Source organism: Mycobacterium sp. 1081908.1, from assembly GCF_001673535.1.
Taxonomy (GTDB): Bacteria; Actinomycetota; Actinomycetes; order Mycobacteriales; family Mycobacteriaceae; genus Mycobacterium.
The window spans coordinates 1-17,748 of sequence record NZ_LZLY01000081.1; the positions used below are offsets into that span (position 1 = coordinate 1).

Sequence of the window (17,748 nt, forward strand, 5' to 3'; positions counted from 1 at the left end):
CGGGGGCCGGGATTCGTCGGTCGCGTCGAGCCGGGCGCTGGCGGCCCAGCGCGCCTTCTGTGCGGGCACCACGCGCATGCCGGGACCGTGATAGCAGCCCGTCCTCGACGAGCAGTGGTCGTCGGCACGGGCGGTGGCAGCGGCCGGCCCCGCACCAACGGCCGCGAACCCGCCCGCGAGCACGGCGCTCGCGACAACCCATTTCAGGGTGCCTGTGGCGTGCATGCACTTAGGTTGCGGCGCAGCGCTTGCCGAATTTTCGCCGATTCCTTGTGAAATTCTTGCGTCGGCCGATGGCGGAGCGACAACCCGCGTCGGACAAGATGGATGCCATGACCGAACCAGCGATGGCCCGCGTGGCGGTCTACCTCGACTTCGACAACATCGTGATCTCGCGGTACGACCAGGTGAACGGGCGCAATTCGTTCCAGCGGGACAAGGCCGCCGGGCTCGAGCAGCATCAAGATCGGCTGGCCAGGGCCACCGTCGACGTCGGGGCGATCATCGACTTCGCGTCGTCGTTCGGGACGCTGGTGCTGACCCGCGCCTACGCGGACTGGTCGGCGGACGTCAACGCCGGGTACCGCGGGCAGCTGGTGGCCCGCGCGGTCGATCTGGTCCAGCTGTTCCCGGCGGCCGCCTACGGCAAGAACGGCGCCGACATCCGGCTGGCCGTGGACGCGGTCGAGGACATGTTCCGGCTGCCGGATCTGACCCACGTGGTGGTCGTGGCGGGCGACTCCGACTACATCCCGCTGGCGCAGCGCTGCAAGAGGCTCGGCCGGTACGCGGTGGGCATCGGGGTGGCGGGCGCGTCGAGCCGGGCGCTGGCGGCCGCCTGCGACGAGTTCGTCATCTACGACGCGCTGCCGGGGGTTCCGGTGTTCGAGCCCGAGCCGGCCAAACCGAAGAAGGCGAACGGTCGCACCAAGGCGGACAAGCGCGAGGATTCGGAGGAGGCGCCCGACCCGCAGGCCGCCGCCACCGCGCTGCTGACCCGCGCGCTGCAGATCGGGCTGGAGAAGGACGACGTCGACTGGCTGCACAACTCGGCCGTCAAGGCGCAGATGAAGCGGATGGACCCGTCGTTCAGCGAGAAGTCTTTGGGATTCCGGTCATTCAGCGACTTCCTGCGTTCGCGGTCCGACGTCGTCGAGTTGGACGAGAGCTCGACAACCCGGATGGTGCGGTTGCGCGGAACGGACTGAGCCGCTCCCCTACGCTGACGTCCGTGAGGCAGGAAGCGACCCGACCGAACCGCTCGTGGCCATCCTGGCTCACCCGCAACGTTCGGGTGCTCTCCGGGGTCTCGTTCCTGCAGGACACCGCCAGCGAACTGCTGTATCCGCTGTTGCCGATCTATCTGACGGCCGTGCTCGGCGCGCCGCCGTCCGTGGTGGGAGCCGTCGAGGGCTTGGCCGAGGGGGCGTCCTCGCTCACGAAACTCGCGGCGGGCCCGCTGGGCGACCGGTTCGCCCGGCGCCCGCTGATCGCCACCGGTTACGGGATGGCGGCGCTGGGCAAGGTCATCATCGCGGTGGCCGGGGCGTGGCCGGGTGTGCTCGCGGGTCGCGTCGTCGACCGGCTCGGCAAGGGGATTCGCGGCGCGCCGCGCGACGCGCTGCTGGTCGACGACGTGGACGACGCCCAGCGCGGCCGGGTTTTCGGCTTCCACCGGGCGATGGACACCATGGGCGCCGTCGTCGGTCCGCTGCTCGGGCTGGCGGGCTACGAGCTGCTCGGCCACCGGATCCCGCCCTTGCTGTACGTCGCCATCGTGCCCGCCGTCCTCAGCGTTGCCCTGGTCTTCCTCGCGCGCGAGCGCCGCCGTCCCGGCCCGCGGCCGCCACGGCGGTCGATGTGGGCCGGTGTGCGCACGTTGCCGCGGCCGTACTGGCGGGTCACCGCGCTGCTCATCGGCTTCAGCTTGGTGAATTTCCCCGACGCGCTGTTGTTGTTGCGGCTCAACGAGATTGGCTTCTCGGTGACCGAGGTGATTCTGGCTTACGTGGGATACAACGCGGTGTACGCCCTGGCCAGCTACCCGGCCGGAGCGCTCGCCGACCGCATCGGCAAACCCGCGTTGTTCGGGCTCGGTCTGGCATTCTTCGCGATCGGCTATACCGGGCTGGGGCTGACCACCGACCTGGCGACGGCCTGGCTGCTGATCGGCGCCTACGGCGTATTCACCGGGTGCACCGACGGCGTCGGGAAGGCGTGGATCTCGGGCCTCGTCGGCAAGGAGCACCAGGCGAGCGCCCAGGGCGTCTTCCAGGGGGCCACCGGCCTGGCCGTGCTGGTGGCGGGGTTGTGGGCGGGCTTCCTGTGGGGTTCGAACGGGCAACTGCCGTTGCTGATTTCGGGAATCACCGGCGGCGTGTTCGCGGTCGCGGTCATCGGGGCGACAACACACAAGGGGCGGTCGTGTATGGCGACCTAGGGCCGCCGACCCGAGCCGCGCGTCCGGGTCGCTAGCAAAGTTCGTGGTGGGCAACCGATATCGTTGACACCCCCTCGGCGTGGCCATACATTGTGTGAAAGTCGTCGCGAGGAGACCGTCAATGACCGTCGGTGCCGCTCCCCCAAGCGTTTTCGAAGCCGGCCTGCCGACGCTGGAGTATGGCGCCGAGGAGACTCCCGCCGACGTCTATCCCCGCCTGCAGGCGGCGCAACGGCAGGCCCCGGTCGCGCTGGGACCGCACGGCCCCGAGGTGCTGTCCTATCACCTGGTCCGGTCCGTCCTTCGGGATCCGCGGTTCGTGATCCCGCCCGGCATAAACCTGCTCGCCCAGGGCGTCACCTCCGGGCCGTTGTGGGACAAGGTGGTCAACAGCCTGCTGTGCCTGGAGGGCGAGGCGCACCATCGGCTGCGCAGCCTGACGTCGAAGGCGTTCACGCCGCGCGCGACGCTGCGCCTGCACGACACCATGGTCGCGGTGATGAACGAGCTGGTCGATCGCGTCATCGACGCGGGCCGCTGCGACGTGGTCACCGACCTCGCACGCCCCTACCCCGTCCCGATCATCTGCGCGTTGCTCGGGGCGCCCCGCGAGGATTGGCAACAGTTTTCGTCGTGGGCCGACGACGTGTTCAAGGCCTTCAGCTTCACGGTCGATCTTCGCGAAGTCGAACCCGTCGTGATGCGCGCGTGGCGGCAGCTCGACGACTACGTCGACGACATGGTCGCCCGGCGCCGCAGCAGCCTCACCGACGACCTGCTGTCCGACCTCATTCGCGCCGAGGACGGCGGCGACCGGCTCAACGCCGCCGAACTGCGCATGCTGGCCGGCGGCCTGCTGCTGGCGGGCACCGACACCACCCGCAACCAGGTGGCCGCCTCGGTGCACGTGCTGTGCGAACACCCGGAGCAGTGGGCGCTGCTCAAGGGGAATCCCGACCTGGCGATGCGCGCGGTCGAGGAGACCATGCGCCACTCGCCGATCGCGGGCGGCACCCTGCGGCTGGTGGCCCAGGACGCGGAGCTGGACGGCTACCTCTTCCCCGCCGGCACGATGGTCCTGGTGAATACCGCTGCGGCCAACCGTGATCCGGCGGTCTACGACGACCCGGACCGCGTCGACATCACGCGCGAGGGAGCGCCGCCGATCCTGACGTTCGGCGGCGGTGCGCACTACTGCCTGGGCGCCAACCTGGCCCGCCGCGAGATCGCCGAGGCGCTCAACGTCATCGCGGGCCGGCTGCTGAACCCGCGCACGGCCGGACCGGTGCCGTGGAAGCCGATGGTCAGCCTGAGCGGCCCGCTGAGCCTGCCCATCGAGTTCGATACGTAGTCATTCAGCCGGGTGAGCGGACGCCCAGGGGTGGGCCGATTCCAGTTGTGCCGCAACGCTTATCAGCACGTCCTCGCGCCCGTAGCCGGCGGCGAGCTGCACACCGATGGGGAGGCCCTCCGCGTTGCGGTGCAGGGGCAGGCTGATCGCGGGCTGCCCGCTCATGTTGAACGGCGGCGTGAACGCCGCGAACCGGCCGGCGCGGCGCATCGGCGCGGTCGGATGTTCGGGGTTGTTTTCGAACTCGGTCAGCGGCAGCGGCGGCTCGGCCAGCGTCGGCGTGAGCAGCAGGTCCCAGCCGTCGGCCCACCACTGCTGCAGCGCCCGCCGGAACGCGTAGACCGCGTCCAGTGCCACGGCGTAGTCGACCGCGGTCAACCGCTGCGCGCGCTGGACGTGCACCCAGTTGACCGGCTCGATGTCGTCGGCCGTCACCTCGCGTCCGAGCGTCTCGCCGAACCCCCGCGCCGCCATCGCCAGCTGCGTGGCCCACAACGCCATGAACTTCTCGACCAGGGACGTGTCGGCCAGGCACGCCGGCCAGGCCGGCTCGACGGTGTGGCCGAGCCCCTCCAGCATCGACGCCGCGGCGCGCACCGCCGCGACGCAGTCGTCGTGCAGGAAGTCGCCGCGCGGATGCACGTCGAGTAGCCCGATGCGCAACCGGCCCGGGTCGGCGCCGAGCTCCTCGGTGTACGGGCGCCGTGGCGCCGGGGCGATGACGGAGTCGCCGACACCGGGACCGCGCACCGCGTCGAGCAACCGCGCCGTGTCGCGCACCGTGCGGCTGACGCACAACTCGACGCCCAGCCCGGTCTCGGCCCGGGCGGGGCCCACCGTGATCCGTCCCTGGCTGGGCTTGAGGCCCACCAGCCCGCAACACGACGCCGGGATCCTGATGCTGCCGCCGCCGTCGGAGGCGTTGGCGAACGGCACCATCCCGGCGGCCACCGCCGCGGCGGCGCCGCCACTGGAGCCGCCCGGGGTGCGGTCGAGCGCCCACGGGTTGCGGGTCGCCCCCCAGGCCAGCGGCTGCGTGGTCGGCAGGCTGCCCATCTCGGGGCTGTTCGTCCGGCCGGCGATCACCAGGCCGGCCGCCTTGAACCGGGCGACCAGCGTCGTGTCGGCGGTGTCGATCTTCGCAGCCTCTTTCAGCGCGACGTTACCGTTGGACAGCGTCTGACCGGCGAAACTCGTATAGAGGTCCTTGAGCAGGAACGGGACGCCGTGAAACGGGCCGTTGGGCAGGTCGGGGCCGGCGGCGACGGACCGGGCGTGGTCGAACCACTCGATGACGACCGCGTTCAGCGCGGGGTTCGACCGCTCGATGCGCTCGATCGCCGCCTCGAGCAGCTCGGCCGGCGTGACCTCGCCCTTTGCCACCAGCGCCGCCTGGTCCGTGGCGTCCATCCAGCGGGTCTCGTCGGCGAGGCTGCTCATGGCTTTCGGTCTACCACGTGTGACGAAGACGGCCGCACACAAGTCGCGGTCGGTGCGGGCCGGCTTTACGCTCGTTGGTTACACGGACTTAACGGGGGTTTTGTCGATGCGCGGGATCCGGGGGCGAACTGTGCCCACACACGGGCGCGCCCTGATCGCGGCGGCAAGCTGCCTGGTCGTCGCGTCCTGTTCGGCAACGGCGGATCCGCCCGCGGCCACCCCGACCACCTCGACCTCGACCACCACGGCCAGCGCGGCGCCCGCGCCGCCACCGGTGACGGGACCGCTGGAGAGGGACTGGAAAAGCTACGGCGGGACCGCCTACGTCGGGTGCCCCGAGAAATTCGTCCAGCGCAAGTCGGCGCTCGAGGACATTCGCCCCAAGGTCTTCGACACGAAGACGGGCCAATACGTGGTGCCGGGCGTCCCCGCGGTCCCGGCCGGCGAGAATCTATCCGGCGGCATGTGCGCGCTGACGGGGACCGCCGACACCATGAGGGTCGTTTACGTGGTGACGACGACCAAGCCGGCGCAAGGGTCGCAGCCCGAAGTCACGAAGGCCACGGCGTACGCGTTCGACCTGAAGACGAGCCAGCCATTGGTGACCAAGGAGCTGGCGCCGCCGACGCCCGACCTGAAATTGACCGCGGCGAACGAATGGGGCCTGGCGGCAACCGCGACCGGTGTGGCGTGGGTGAACGCCTTCACCGACGGGCACAGCGCCGAGTCGCCGCCGCGGACCGTCATCCTGTCCGGGACCGATCTGTCGATCATGTGGAACGACCCCCAGCCCGGTCGGGTCTGGCAGGACGTCCTGTCGTTCCAACGCAACACGGACCCGGCCAAGACGTCGGGAGCGGAGCTGCGCCGCCCGAGCGGGGAAGCGATCTATCAGGACAACGACATCTGGACCGTCGACGGCGAATTGTCCGATGGCCCGGACAAACTCGTGAAGATCACCCACTGGGATTCCTACAACCCGCCGGTGGTGTCGACGATGTTCTATGACCTGAACGCGAAATCCCTTATCAAGGTGGGCGATTCGGACCGGGTTTCCGGCGGCGGATTGTCCGCCACGCTGTCGGACGGGAAGCTATTCGTCGACGGCCGCAACTCGGACAATTCGCAGTTCGGGTTCGGCGTGTGGAACCTGCACACCCAGCACTGGGATTTGTTGAAGACGCGCGACGACGCGAAGAAGATGAATATCGCGAAACTGGCGTACTTCGAAGACCACCTCTACATCACCAACGTCGGCAACACATACGCCGTCCTCGCCCTGCCCGCTCCCGATCCCGTCGCGACGACCTGGTCCGTCCGGCCGTTCGCGCGGATATCGGGTTGGACGCTGGTCTGCCGCGGCGAGAACGCCGCCGCGCTGAACGGCGACTGCAAGGACATCGTGATGGTCCAGGACCAGGACGGCCACTTCCCCGGGCCGTGGTTCTGAGGTTCGGTCAGCGAAACCGGACGTTCAGCGTCGCCATGCCGAAGATCTTTTGCCCGCCGGCCTTCGCCGCGACGATGACGACACCGCTGCGGGTCTCCGGATCCAGCGACTTGACCCGTCCGGTGAACTCGATGTCGGCGCCCTCGGCGGCCGACACGATCGCGGGCTGCGACAACCGCACCGCGTACCGGGTGACCGCGCCGGGATCCCCCGACCACGCCGAGGCGAATCCGGCGCCCAGGCCCATGGTGAGCATTCCGTGGGCGATCACGTCGGGCAGGCCGGCCAGCTTGGCGATGCCCTCGTCCCAGTGGATCGGGTTGGCGTCGCCGGCCACGCCGGCGTAGTTCACCAGGTCACCGCGGGACAGCCGGGCGTGATGAGTGGGCAGCTCGTCGCCGACCTGCACGTCATCGAAGGAGGGGGTCCCCGGCGTGCGGGTCGCGCCGCCTTGGGCGATCCGCACCTCACCTTCGGGGCGCACCGTCTTCTCATACCCGGCGGCGGCTTCGCCGATCGCGACGATGTCCACGTCGTGCATCATGATTTTCGGCACGGCCAGCTTGATCGCCGGATCGACGTCTTCGGCGGTGATGCCGACGACGGTGGTGTGCAGGGTGTGCACCCGCTCGCCGTCGCTGTCGGTGTAGGTGTTGGTGACGGTGATGAAATCCCTGCCGGCGGTCCTGCGCACCGACGTCAGCTCGACGTCGACGTGCAGTTCGTCGCCCGCCACGATCGGGCGGTGCTGCTCGAAGACCTCTTCGGTCTGCAGGTAGGTGTCGTAGCCGACGACCACCGACTCGAACATCCGGCGATTGCAGGCCATGCCGGGCACCGACGTGAATGTCACCGGCGCCACCAGGCCGGAGTAGCCCAGCTCGGCGGCCGCGTCGACGTCCCAGTGCGCGGGGTGGTAGTCCTGCACCGCGCGGGCGTACTCGCGGACCTTCTCGCGGCCGACCACGTAAGTGTGGTCCATCTGGTAGTAGTGGCCGACCCGCGATTGAAGCGCCGGCGCTTCCGCTGCTGCGGTCATGGATTGCTCAACTTTCCGACCGACCTGTTTGCTGAGGCCGGCCGAAACACCCTAGCGCGCCGACACCCGGGCGACACCCGCAGGTCATCTTCTCCGTGGCGCTTGACTGCATATACCCTACGGGGGTACCGTTAGGCGCATGAATGAAACTGGAAAGTGTGCTTGCAAATCCACCGGTTGTGCGTGCGGCGCCTCCGCGTGCACCCAAACGGCTGGCTGCCAGTGCGGCCATCCCGACTGCACCTGCAACGACTGATCACTAATAGCTAAGGCCTCGACCCCGGTCGGGGCCTTAGCTATTTCAGCGGGCCTTCTTCTCACGCCAGGCGCAAGTTACCTATTATCTGCGCATGCATGCAGATAGTCATGATCACGACAACGGGCATGACCACCACCATGCCCACGGAATTCGTGGCATCGTGGCGCAGCTCTTGGTCCCCCACAGCCACGACGCCGCCGACAGCGTCGACACCGCCCTGGAATCCAGCGTCGTCGGCATCCGCGCGGTCAAAGTCAGCCTGGTCGGACTGGGAGCGACCGCGATCGTGCAGGTCGTCATCGCCGTCGCGTCCGGATCGATCGCCCTGGCCGCCGACACCATCCACAACTTCTCCGACGCCCTGACCGCGGTCCCGCTGTGGGTCGCGTTCGCGTTGGGCACCCGACCGGCGACGCGGCGCTATACCTATGGCTACGGCCGGGCCGAGGACATCGCCGGCTTGTTCGTCATCGGCATGATCACGGCGTCGGCGATCGTCGCCGGCTACGAAGCCGTCCTGCGTCTGATCCACCCCGTCGCCATCGAGCACGTCGGCTGGGTCGCCGCCGCCGGCGTGATCGGCTTCCTCGGCAACGAAGTCGTCGCCATGTACCGGATCCGGATCGGCCGCCGGATCGGGTCGGCCGCCCTGGTCGCCGACGGTCTACACGCTCGCACCGACGGATTCACCTCGCTCGCAGTGCTTTTCGGGGCCGGCGGCGTCGCCCTCGGCTATCCGCTGGCCGACCCGATCGTCGGCCTGGTCATCACGGTGGCGATCCTGGCCGTGCTGCGCGGCGCCGTGCGCGACATCTTCCGCCGGCTGATGGACGCCGTCGACCCCGAGCTCATCGACACCGCCGAGGCGACACTGGCCGCCCGGCCGGGCGTCCGCAGCGTGCGCAGCGTCCGGATGCGCTGGATCGGGCACCGCCTGCACGCCGACGCCGAGCTGGACATCGATCCCGACACCAGCCTCGAGAACGCCCACCGCATCGCGCACGACGCCGAACACCAACTCACCCATGCGGTGCCGCGGCTCGACAGCGCACTGGTGCACGCCTATCCGGCGCACTCGGGCGCTTAAGTCAGGCCGAGGGCCTGCGGAACCATGTACAGCCCGAAGCCCATCACGACGAGGCACAGGGCCCACGCGATGTATTTGCGCGGGCCGCGCATCCGCCACTCCGCGGGCAGCGCACGGGATTCCAGCGCCAGCAACAGGCCCAGCACGATGGGCAGCAGCAGGGCGTTCATCACCTCGACGTCGACGGCGAGGTTGACCAGGTCGACGCTGGCCAACACGAGCGCGGCGCCGATCACATGCGCGAGCCCGTACGTGATGTAGAACTTGGCGGTCGCCCGGTTGGGCCGCTGGTTGAGGGTGTGCTTCCAGCCGAAGACCTCGGACAGTCCCCACGCGCCGGCGAGGGAGGCCACGATCGCCGCGACCAGCGCCGCGCCGAGCATGCCCAGCCCGAACAGGACCGTGCCGCCGACGCGGCCAAGGTACGGCGTGAGCGCGTTGGCGATGTCGCCGACGGTGTTCAGGGCGGTGTCGCCGTTGTGGGCCCCGATCGTCGAGGCCACGGTGACCACCACCGAGATCATGATCAGCTGGGTCAGCACGGCGCCCGCGGCGGTGTCGTGGCGGGCCTGGCGGATCGTGGCGACCGACAGGTGCTTATCGACCACCGCGCCCTGCTGGTAGAAGACCATCCAGGGCATGATGACGGCGCCGACGTTGGCCGCGACCAGCAACAGATACGACGAGTTGCCCAGTGGCATCGACTTCAGGCCCTCCACAAGGGCTTTCGGCTCGGGCCGCGACATCAACATGGCGACCAGGAACGCCAGCTCGGCCGCGCCGATGGCCAGCCCGATGCGCTCCACGCGCCGGTAGCTGCCGCTCAGCGCCAAAGCCAGCAGGGCGGCGGTGGCGACCGGGATGCTCACCCAGCGCGAGACGCCGAACAGCTCCCCGACCCCGGCGACGCCGGCGAACTCGGTGAGCAGCGCCCCGATCGCCGACGCGAACAGGGTGAACGCCGAAATCCACGCCCAGAAACGGCCGAACCGTTCCCGGATCAGCGCGCCGTGCCCCTTCTTGGTGACGATGCCCAGCCGGACGGTCATCTCCTGCACGACGTAGAGGATCGGCATCAAGATCAGCTGCGGCAGGACCATCCGATAACCCCATTGCGCGCCGGACTGCGACGCGGTGATCAGCGATCCCGCGTCGGTGTCGGCCAGCATCACGACCAGGCCCGGGCCCCACACCGTCAACAGGCCCCAGCTCAGCCACCGACCGCGGCGCGAGACCGATTCGGGCGGCTGGTCTGACGCGTCGGCCACCGGTGTCGTTGTTTCGGTCACCCCTGACCAACTCCTTCGCGCGCCAGCAACGTCCGGCCACCCGGCCCGTGCAACAGAGTAAGGCTACCCTAACCAATTTGGTAGCCCCCGCCCGTTTCGTATGCGGGACCCGCGCAGGGAAGGGCCCCGCCCGGAAATGCGGTTGGGTTCTCGGATAGGTGAGGATCCGGTGTAAAACCTGGTGGCAGGTACAGGATTCGAACCTGTGTAGGCGTAAGCCGACGGATTTACAGTCCGCTCCCATTGGCCGCTCGGGCAACCTGCCGCCAGACAGGTTACAACGAACGGGTAGACAAGGCACAAACGGCTAACCAGACGAAGGGACCGATCGAATGGCCGACTCATCGTTCGACATCGTCAGCAAGGTCGATCGGCAGGAGGTCGACAACGCGCTCAACCAGGCCGCCAAGGAGCTGTCCACCCGATTCGACTTCCGCGGCACCGACACCAAGATCGAGTGGAAGGGTGACGAGGCCATCGAGCTGACGTCGTCCACCGAGGAGCGGGTCAAGGCCGCCGTCGATGTCTTCAAGGAGAAGCTGATCCGTCGCGACATCTCGATGAAGGCCTTCGACGCCGGCGAGCCGCAGGCCTCCGGCAAGACCTACAAGGTCAACGGCACCCTCAAGCAGGGCATCAGCAGCGAGAACGCCAAGAAGATCACCAAGCTCATCCGCGACGAGGGCCCCAAGAGCGTCAAGACCCAGATCCAGGGCGACGAGGTCCGCGTCAGCAGCAAGAAGCGCGACGACCTGCAGGCCGTGCAGGCGCTGCTCAAGCAGGCCGATCTGGACGTGGCGCTGCAGTTCGTCAACTATCGATAGCGGGAAGCGAGATCCACGATGACGGTGACTCCGCAGCAGGACGACCACTTCGACGTCATCATCGTCGGCGCGGGCATCTCCGGCATCGACGCGGCCTATCGGATCACCGAGCGCAACCCCGGCGTGACCTACACCATCCTGGAGCGGCGGGCTCAGATCGGCGGCACCTGGGACCTGTTCCGCTACCCCGGAGTTCGCTCGGACAGCAGCATCTTCACGCTGTCCTTCCCGTTCGAGCCGTGGACCCGGAAGGAGGGCGTGGCCGACGGCGCCCACATCCGCGAATACCTGAGCGCCACCGCGCGCAAGTACGGCATCGACCGCCACATCCGGTTCAACAGCCATGTCCGCGCGGCCAATTGGGACTCGTCCTCCGACACGTGGACGGTCACCGTCGACCAGGACGGCGCCACCCGAACCGTGCGGGGCCGGTTCGTGTTCTTCGCCAGCGGCTACTACAACTACGACGAGGGCTACACGCCCGAGTTCCCCACCATCGAGCGGTTCGGCGGCACCGTCGTGCACCCGCAGCACTGGCCCGAAGACCTCGACTACACCGGCAAGAAGGTAGTCGTCATCGGCAGCGGGGCCACCGCCGTCACGCTGATCCCCGCGCTCACCGATCGGGCCGCGAAGGTGACGATGCTGCAGCGTTCGCCCACCTACATGATGGCGGCGTCCAGATACAGTAAGGTGGCCGCCGTCGCTCGTAAGCTATTGCCACGCAAGGCTTCCCACCTGCTCATGCGGCTTCACGTCGCGCTTACGGAGGCGCTGTTCTTTCTCGTTTCACGCAAATTGCCGCGGTTGGTGCGGTGGTTGGTGCGCTACCGGGCCATCAGAAAGCTGCCCGACGGCTACGACGTCGACATCCACTTCAAGCCGCGGTACAACCCGTGGGACCAGCGGATGTGCCTGATACCCGACGCCGACCTCTACACCGCCGTCCGCGACGGCGGCGCCGAGGTGGTCACCGACCAGATCGACCAATTCGACGCCACCGGCATCGCGCTCGAGTCCGGCGCGCACCTCGACGCCGATATCGTCGTGACCGCGACCGGCCTGCAGCTGCAGGCGCTGGGCGGGGCCGCCATCAGCCTCGACGGCGAACGGGTCGATCACCGCGACCGGTTCGTCTACAAGGCGCACATGCTCGAAGACGTGCCCAACCTGTTCTGGTGTGTGGGTTACACGAACGCGTCGTGGACGCTGCGCGCCGACATCACCGCCCGCGCAACGGCAAAACTGGTCGCGCACATGGCCTCCCACGGCTACACGCACGCCTACCCGCACCGGGGCGACGAGCCGATGGAGGTCAAGCCGTCCTGGGACATCCAGGCCAACTACGTGAAGCGCTCGGGCCACGCGCTGCCCAAGTCGGGCACCCGGCGGCCGTGGAATGTGCGGCAGAACTACTTCGCCGATGCCATCGACTACCGGTTCGACCGCATCGAGGAGGCGATGGTGTTCGGCCGCGTGGCCGACCGGGCGCGGATCGCCGGGTGAGCGGCGTCTGCGAATACGCCTGAACTCGCACAGTTGGTGAACTGCTTCTAAATCTCCGGTGGCGGCAATACTGTGATCGCCATGGCTATGCGTGAACCGAACGTTGTCGTTCTCGGTGGCGGATCGTGGGGGACCACCGTCGCGTCGATCTGCGCGCGCCGGGGGCCGACGCTGCAGTGGGTGCGTTCCGAGGAAACCGCGAAGGACATCAACGACAACAATCGCAACACGCGCTATCTCGGCGAGGGCGTCGAACTGAGCTCGACGCTGCGCGCCACCAGCGACTTTGCGGAGGCCGCGAACTGCGCCGACGTCGTGGTCATGGGCGTGCCCTCGCATGGCTTCCGCGGGGTCCTCACCGAACTGGCCAAGGAGCTGCGGCCCTGGGTGCCGGTCGTGTCGCTGGTAAAGGGGCTCGAGCAGGGCACCAACATGCGGATGTCGCAGATCATCGAGGAGTTGCTGCCCGGTCACCCGGCGGGCATCCTGGCCGGCCCGAACATCGCGCGCGAGGTGGGCGAGGGCTATGCCGCCGCGGCGGTGCTGGCCATGCCCGACCAACACCTGGCGACCCGGCTGTCGGGGCTGTTCCGCACCCGGCGGTTCCGCGTGTACACCACCGACGACGTCGTCGGCGTCGAGTTGGCCGGCGCGCTGAAGAACGTCTACGCGATCGCCGTGGGGATGGGCTATTCGCTGGGGATCGGGGAAAACACCCGCGCGCTGGTGATCGCGCGGGCGCTGCGCGAGATGACGAAGCTCGGGGTGGCGATGGGTGGCCACCCCGACACCTTCCCGGGCCTGGCGGGGCTCGGTGACCTGATCGTGACCTGCACCAGCCAGCGCAGCCGCAACCGCCACGTCGGTGAACAACTGGGGGCCGGCAAGCCGATCGACGAGATCATCGCGTCGATGAACCAGGTCGCCGAGGGTGTCAAGGCCGCCAGCGTGATCACCGAGTTCGCCAATGAGTTTGGCCTGAATATGCCCATCGCTCGCGAGGTCGATGCGGTGATCAACCACGGTTCGAGCGTCGAGCAGGCCTACCGCGGCCTGATGGTCGAGGTTCCCGGGCACGAAGTGCACGGGTCCGGCTTCTGATTCGTCAACCAAACAACTCGTAACGAAATTATTTGCATTCGATATGCGCCCGCGCGGGCGGCTTGACCCGCGCTTTGTCGCGCCCATACCGTCAAACGAGGCAGCCAGGCCCTGACCGCCGAATGGCGCAGTTGTAATCGCCTGTGCGCCAACACGCTACGCCGACGTAGCCAAGAGCAATACGGGGCTCGGAACATTCCCCGCTAACACCTAACGAGGGAAGCGACCGATGCAAGACATTCAAATCGAACGCATACGATCCATCGTCAGGCACGACCTGCCCTCGTCACTGGTGGTGTTCCTGGTCGCCCTTCCGTTGTCGCTGGGGATCGCCATCGCGTCCAACGCCCCGGTGCTGGCCGGGCTGATCGCCGCGATCGTGGGGGGAATCATCGCCGGGTCCCTCGGCGGATCGCCGCTGCAGGTCAGCGGTCCCGCCGCGGGACTGACCGTCGTGGTCGCCGATCTTATCTCCGATTTCGGGTGGGGGGTAACGTGTTTGATCACCGCCGCCGCCGGCGTGCTGCAGATCCTGTTGGGGCTCAGTCGTGTTGCCCGCGCGGCGCTGGCGATCTCACCGGTCGTCGTACACGCCATGCTGGCCGGAATCGGGATCACGATCGCACTGCAACAAGCGCACGTCTTGCTGGGCGGAAAATCCAAAAGCACGGCTTGGCACAACCTGATTGGACTGCCGGGCCAAATCATCGGCGCGCATCGGCCGGGGGCGCTGCTGGGCGCGCTGGTGATCGTCATCCTGATCGCCTGGCGCTGGGTTCCGGCACGCCTGCGCTTCGTTCCCGGGCCGCTGGTCGCCATCGTTGCGGTGACGGTCATCTCGCTGGCCTTCCCGTTCCACGTGCGGCGCATCGAGATCGACTCGTCGCCGCTGAACGCGCTGCAGCTGCCCGAGATTCCGCACGGCAACTGGAGCGCCGTGGCCATCGGCGTCATCACCGTCACGCTGATTGCCAGCGTGGAAAGCCTCCTGTCGGCGGTTTCGGTCGACAGGATGCACAACGGTCCGCGCACCGACTTCAACCGCGAGTTGATCGGCCAGGGCACCGCGAACTTCGTGTCGGGGACCATCGGCGGGCTGCCGATCACCGGCGTGATCGTCCGCAGCTCAACCAATGTCAACGCGGGCGCGAAGTCCCGCGCCTCCTCGATCATGCACGGTATGTGGATTCTGCTGTTCACGGTTCCGTTCGCGGAGCTGGTCGAGCAGATCCCGACGGCGGCGCTGGCCGGCCTGCTGATCGTGATCGGTATTCAGTTGCTGAAGCCGGCGCACATCGAAACGGCAATGAAGCACGGGGATCTCGCCGTCTACATCGTGACCGCGGTCTGCGTCGTCTTCCTCAACCTGCTGCACGGGGTGATGATCGGGCTCGCCCTGGCCATCGCGCTGACCGCGTGGCGGGTGATCCGGGTCAGGGTCGAGGCCCAGCCCGTCGGTGACGACTGGCGGGTGGTGATCGAGGGCCCGGCCTGCACCTTCCTCGCGCTGCCCCGGCTGACCCGCGTGCTGGCCTCCATCCCCGCTGAAAGCGTTGTCACGGTGGATATTTCGGCCCAATACCTCGACCACGCCGCGCACCAGGCGATCACCGACTGGCAGCGCCAGTACGAGGCCACGGGCGGCACCGTGCACATCGACGGGATTTCCGAATCGGGTCACCTCGTCCGTCGGCGCGCGCACGAACTGGTCGATCACGAAAGGCCCGAGGCCGCTGCCTAGTCGAAGCCGGAGAGCCCGAAAGTATCGCTTGGAGTGCGGCCGCTGAGCTTCTGAACTATCCACTGGTTCATCGAGACCCTTTCCTCGATGGCTTCCAGCGCGAGGCGGGCGTGCAGCTTCGGCGATGTCCGGACGATGAAGGTGCCGCTGTAGTTGCGTTCGGAAAGGGGCGTGGGGGCCGCTTCTCCGCATGTCCGCATGGCGTCGACGTGCTCACGCGTGGCCTGCTCGATGGCGGCGACGGCCTGCTCGGCCGTCGGCGCTTCGCGCCTCAGGTAAGGCAATTCCACGCACACGCCGATGTACTCGCCGTACTCGCGCGACCATTGCACGCGGTAGGTGTAGTGGTTCACGGCGGTTGTGATAGCACATGCGCTATCAGATTCGGGAGTCACTCATCCCCAAGGAGAGCTCTCCTCTCCAGGTCATGTGGTGGGCGCAACCTACCCCCGCGCCATCGCTTCCAGGCGGCGGATGCGGTCCTCGATCGGCGGATGTGTCGAAAACATCGACCCGATCCGCTCGCCCGCGCGGAACGGGTTGGCGATCATCAGGTGGGCTTGGCTGGCCAGCTGCGGCTCCGGCGGCAGCGGCGCCATCTGAACGCCGCCGGAGATCTTGCGCAGCGCCGACGCCAGCGCCAGCGGGTCACCGGTCAGCACGGCGCCCGACTCGTCGGCCTGGTACTCGCGCGACCGGGACACGGCCAGCCGGACCACGGTCGCGGCGATCGGTCCCAACAACGAAACCAGCAGCAGCGCAAAGGGATTGCCGCCCTCCCGGTTTCCACCGCCGAAGAACATCGCCATGTAGGACAGCGCGGTGATCACCGACGCCATCGCCCCGGCGACGCAGGAGATCAGGATGTCGCGGTTGTAGACGTGCGAAAGCTCATGCCCCAACACCGCGCGCAACTCGCGCTCGTTGAGGATCCCCAGGATTCCGGTGGTGCAGCACACCGCCGCGTTGCGCGGGTTGCGGCCCGTCGCGAACGCGTTGGGCGCGTTGGTGTCGCTGATGTAGAGCCTCGGCATCGGCTGGTGCGCGGAGGTGGCCAACTCGCGCACGATCCGATACATGACCGGCGCCTGCAGCTCGGAAACCGGCTGCGCGTGCATGGCCCGCAACGCCAGCTTGTCGCTGTTGTAGTACGTGTAGATGTTCATGCCGATGGCGAACAGCACCGCGATCAACATCGCCGTCCTGCCGAACAGCGAGCCGACAAACACGATCAACGCGGACATACCGACCAACAGGGCGAAGGTCTTCAACCAGTTGGCATGCGGATGCCAGGTCATCGGTGCCCTCCTTGGAGCGTCAACTATCGCTAATTGAACGCCCGAACCGGCGGCGAAGGTTCCTCCGACGCGCTAACCGTGCCGGCTCACCGTGTAATCGACCAGCGTCTCCAGCGCGCGCCGGCCGGGGAGATCGGGCAAAAGCTCCAGCTCAGCGCGCGCGTCCGCCGCGTACTGCACCAGGAATTGCTTGGCCTTGGCCATCCCGGGTGACGCCCGCAACAGCGTCAGCGCCTCGGCCACTGCGTCGTCGTCCTCGACGGGCCCGGACAGCAGCTCGCGCAGCCGGGCCGCCTCGGGTCCCGGCTCCCGCAGCGCATAGACCATCGGCAGGGTGTGCACCCCCTCGCGGACATCCGTCCCGGGCAGCTTGCCGGACTCGTGGGAGTCGCTGTCGATGTCGATGATGTCGTCGGAGATCTGGAACGCGGTGCCCACGATGCCGCCCAGGCGGCTCAACCGCTCGACCTGGTCGGCGTCGGCGCCGGAGAACATCGCGCCGAACCGGCCCGCCGCGGAGATCAGGCACGCCGTCTTCTCGTACACCACCTTCAGGTAGTGCTCCACCGGGTCCACGCCCTCGGCCGCGCCGCGGCCCTCGCGCATCTGGCCGGTGACCAGCTGGGCGAACGTCTCGGCGATGAGCCGCACCGCCTGCGGGCCCAGCCGGGACACCAACCGCGACGCCGTCGCGAACAGGTAGTCACCGGCCAGGATGGCGACGTTGTTGCCCCAGCGCACGTTGGCGGTGGGCGTGCCGCGGCGCACCTCCGCCTCGTCCATCACGTCGTCGTGGTAGAGCGTGGCCAGGTGCACTAGTTCGATGACCGCGCCGGCGATCGTCACCTCCGCGGCGTCCGGGTTGGGGCCGAGCTGCGCCGACAACACGGTGAACAACGGCCGGAACCGCTTGCCGCCGGCCT

At 68.1% G+C, this 17,748-nt stretch carries 16 protein-coding genes and 1 tRNA gene; 9 read left to right on the top strand and 8 right to left on the bottom strand.

Annotated elements, in window-relative coordinates:
• On the bottom strand, positions 1-225 hold a 225-nt coding region (locus tag A5655_RS11630), incomplete at its 3' end, for a hypothetical protein (protein WP_156764823.1).
• Positions 226-332: 107 nt separating this feature from the next.
• Between A5655_RS11630 and A5655_RS11635 the strand changes: the two genes are divergently transcribed.
• The 3 genes from A5655_RS11635 (at position 333) to A5655_RS11645 (ending at position 3,791) form a co-directional block, all read left to right on the top strand.
• Positions 333-1,208, top strand: coding sequence for an NYN domain-containing protein (locus tag A5655_RS11635; RefSeq protein ID WP_067009957.1), 876 nt, complete (start codon positions 333-335; stop codon positions 1,206-1,208).
• 23 nt (positions 1,209-1,231) lie between these two features.
• Positions 1,232-2,440, top strand: coding sequence for an MFS transporter (locus A5655_RS11640; RefSeq protein ID WP_067009912.1), 1,209 nt, complete (start codon positions 1,232-1,234; stop codon positions 2,438-2,440).
• 121 nt (positions 2,441-2,561) lie between these two features.
• On the top strand, positions 2,562-3,791 hold the full coding sequence (locus A5655_RS11645) for a cytochrome P450 (RefSeq protein ID WP_067009915.1): 1,230 nt from the start codon (positions 2,562-2,564) through the stop codon (positions 3,789-3,791).
• Here A5655_RS11645 and A5655_RS11650 read toward each other — a convergent pair whose 3' ends face one another.
• A complete protein-coding gene (locus A5655_RS11650; RefSeq protein WP_067009918.1) occupies positions 3,792-5,231 on the bottom strand; it encodes an amidase in 1,440 nt (479 codons plus the stop codon).
• Between the two features lie 106 nt (positions 5,232-5,337).
• Here A5655_RS11650 and A5655_RS11655 point away from each other — a divergent pair, with 106 nt between their 5' ends.
• Complete coding sequence (locus tag A5655_RS11655; protein WP_067009959.1) at positions 5,338-6,681, top strand: hypothetical protein; 1,344 nt, start codon at positions 5,338-5,340, stop codon at positions 6,679-6,681.
• Positions 6,682-6,688: 7 nt separating this feature from the next.
• Here the strand turns inward: A5655_RS11655 and A5655_RS11660 are convergent, their stop codons facing one another.
• Positions 6,689-7,720 carry a fused (3R)-hydroxyacyl-ACP dehydratase subunits HadA/HadB gene (locus A5655_RS11660; RefSeq protein WP_067009921.1) on the bottom strand — a complete coding sequence of 344 codons (1,032 nt, stop codon included), beginning with the start codon at positions 7,718-7,720 and terminating at the stop codon, positions 6,689-6,691.
• 350 nt (positions 7,721-8,070) lie between these two features.
• On the opposite strand from A5655_RS11660, the gene A5655_RS11665 reads away from it, so the two are divergent.
• Positions 8,071-9,066 carry a cation diffusion facilitator family transporter gene (locus tag A5655_RS11665; protein WP_067009924.1) on the top strand — a complete coding sequence of 332 codons (996 nt, stop codon included), beginning with the start codon at positions 8,071-8,073 and terminating at the stop codon, positions 9,064-9,066.
• Here the strand turns inward: A5655_RS11665 and A5655_RS11670 are convergent.
• Entirely contained in the window at positions 9,063-10,355 is a 1,293-nt protein-coding gene (locus tag A5655_RS11670; protein WP_067009927.1) for an NRAMP family divalent metal transporter, read from the bottom strand. The two genes, A5655_RS11665 and A5655_RS11670, sit on opposite strands and share 4 nt — an antisense overlap.
• Before the next feature lie 179 nt (positions 10,356-10,534).
• A tRNA-Tyr gene (locus A5655_RS11675) sits at positions 10,535-10,620 on the bottom strand.
• A 67-nt stretch (positions 10,621-10,687) separates the two neighbouring features.
• On the opposite strand from A5655_RS11675, the gene A5655_RS11680 reads away from it, so the two are divergent.
• From A5655_RS11680 to A5655_RS11695, 4 genes are all read left to right on the top strand, one after another.
• The gene (locus tag A5655_RS11680; protein WP_067009930.1) at positions 10,688-11,179 is read left to right on the top strand and encodes a YajQ family cyclic di-GMP-binding protein; all 492 of its coding nucleotides are present in this window, start codon (positions 10,688-10,690) and stop codon (positions 11,177-11,179) included.
• 18 nt (positions 11,180-11,197) lie between these two features.
• Positions 11,198-12,685 (top strand): NAD(P)/FAD-dependent oxidoreductase, encoded by a 1,488-nt coding sequence (locus A5655_RS11685; protein ID WP_067009933.1) that lies wholly within the window; start codon positions 11,198-11,200, stop codon positions 12,683-12,685.
• Positions 12,686-12,760: 75 nt separating this feature from the next.
• Positions 12,761-13,786 carry an NAD(P)H-dependent glycerol-3-phosphate dehydrogenase gene (locus A5655_RS11690; protein WP_156764824.1) on the top strand — a complete coding sequence of 342 codons (1,026 nt, stop codon included), beginning with the start codon at positions 12,761-12,763 and terminating at the stop codon, positions 13,784-13,786.
• Positions 13,787-14,015: 229 nt separating this feature from the next.
• A complete protein-coding gene (locus A5655_RS11695) occupies positions 14,016-15,527 on the top strand; it encodes a SulP family inorganic anion transporter (protein ID WP_067009938.1) in 1,512 nt (503 codons plus the stop codon).
• Here A5655_RS11695 and A5655_RS11700 read toward each other — a convergent pair.
• From A5655_RS11700 to A5655_RS11710, 3 genes are all read right to left on the bottom strand, one after another.
• Positions 15,524-15,880 carry a type II toxin-antitoxin system HicB family antitoxin gene (locus A5655_RS11700; protein ID WP_067009939.1) on the bottom strand — a complete coding sequence of 119 codons (357 nt, stop codon included), beginning with the start codon at positions 15,878-15,880 and terminating at the stop codon, positions 15,524-15,526. The two genes, A5655_RS11695 and A5655_RS11700, sit on opposite strands and share 4 nt — an antisense overlap.
• A gap of 90 nt (positions 15,881-15,970) precedes the next feature.
• The gene (gene htpX, locus A5655_RS11705; protein ID WP_067009942.1) at positions 15,971-16,825 is read right to left on the bottom strand and encodes a zinc metalloprotease HtpX; all 855 of its coding nucleotides are present in this window, start codon (positions 16,823-16,825) and stop codon (positions 15,971-15,973) included.
• A 72-nt stretch (positions 16,826-16,897) separates the two neighbouring features.
• A partial coding sequence (locus A5655_RS11710; RefSeq protein ID WP_067009945.1) for a polyprenyl synthetase family protein occupies positions 16,898-17,748 on the bottom strand: 851 nt, incomplete at its 5' end.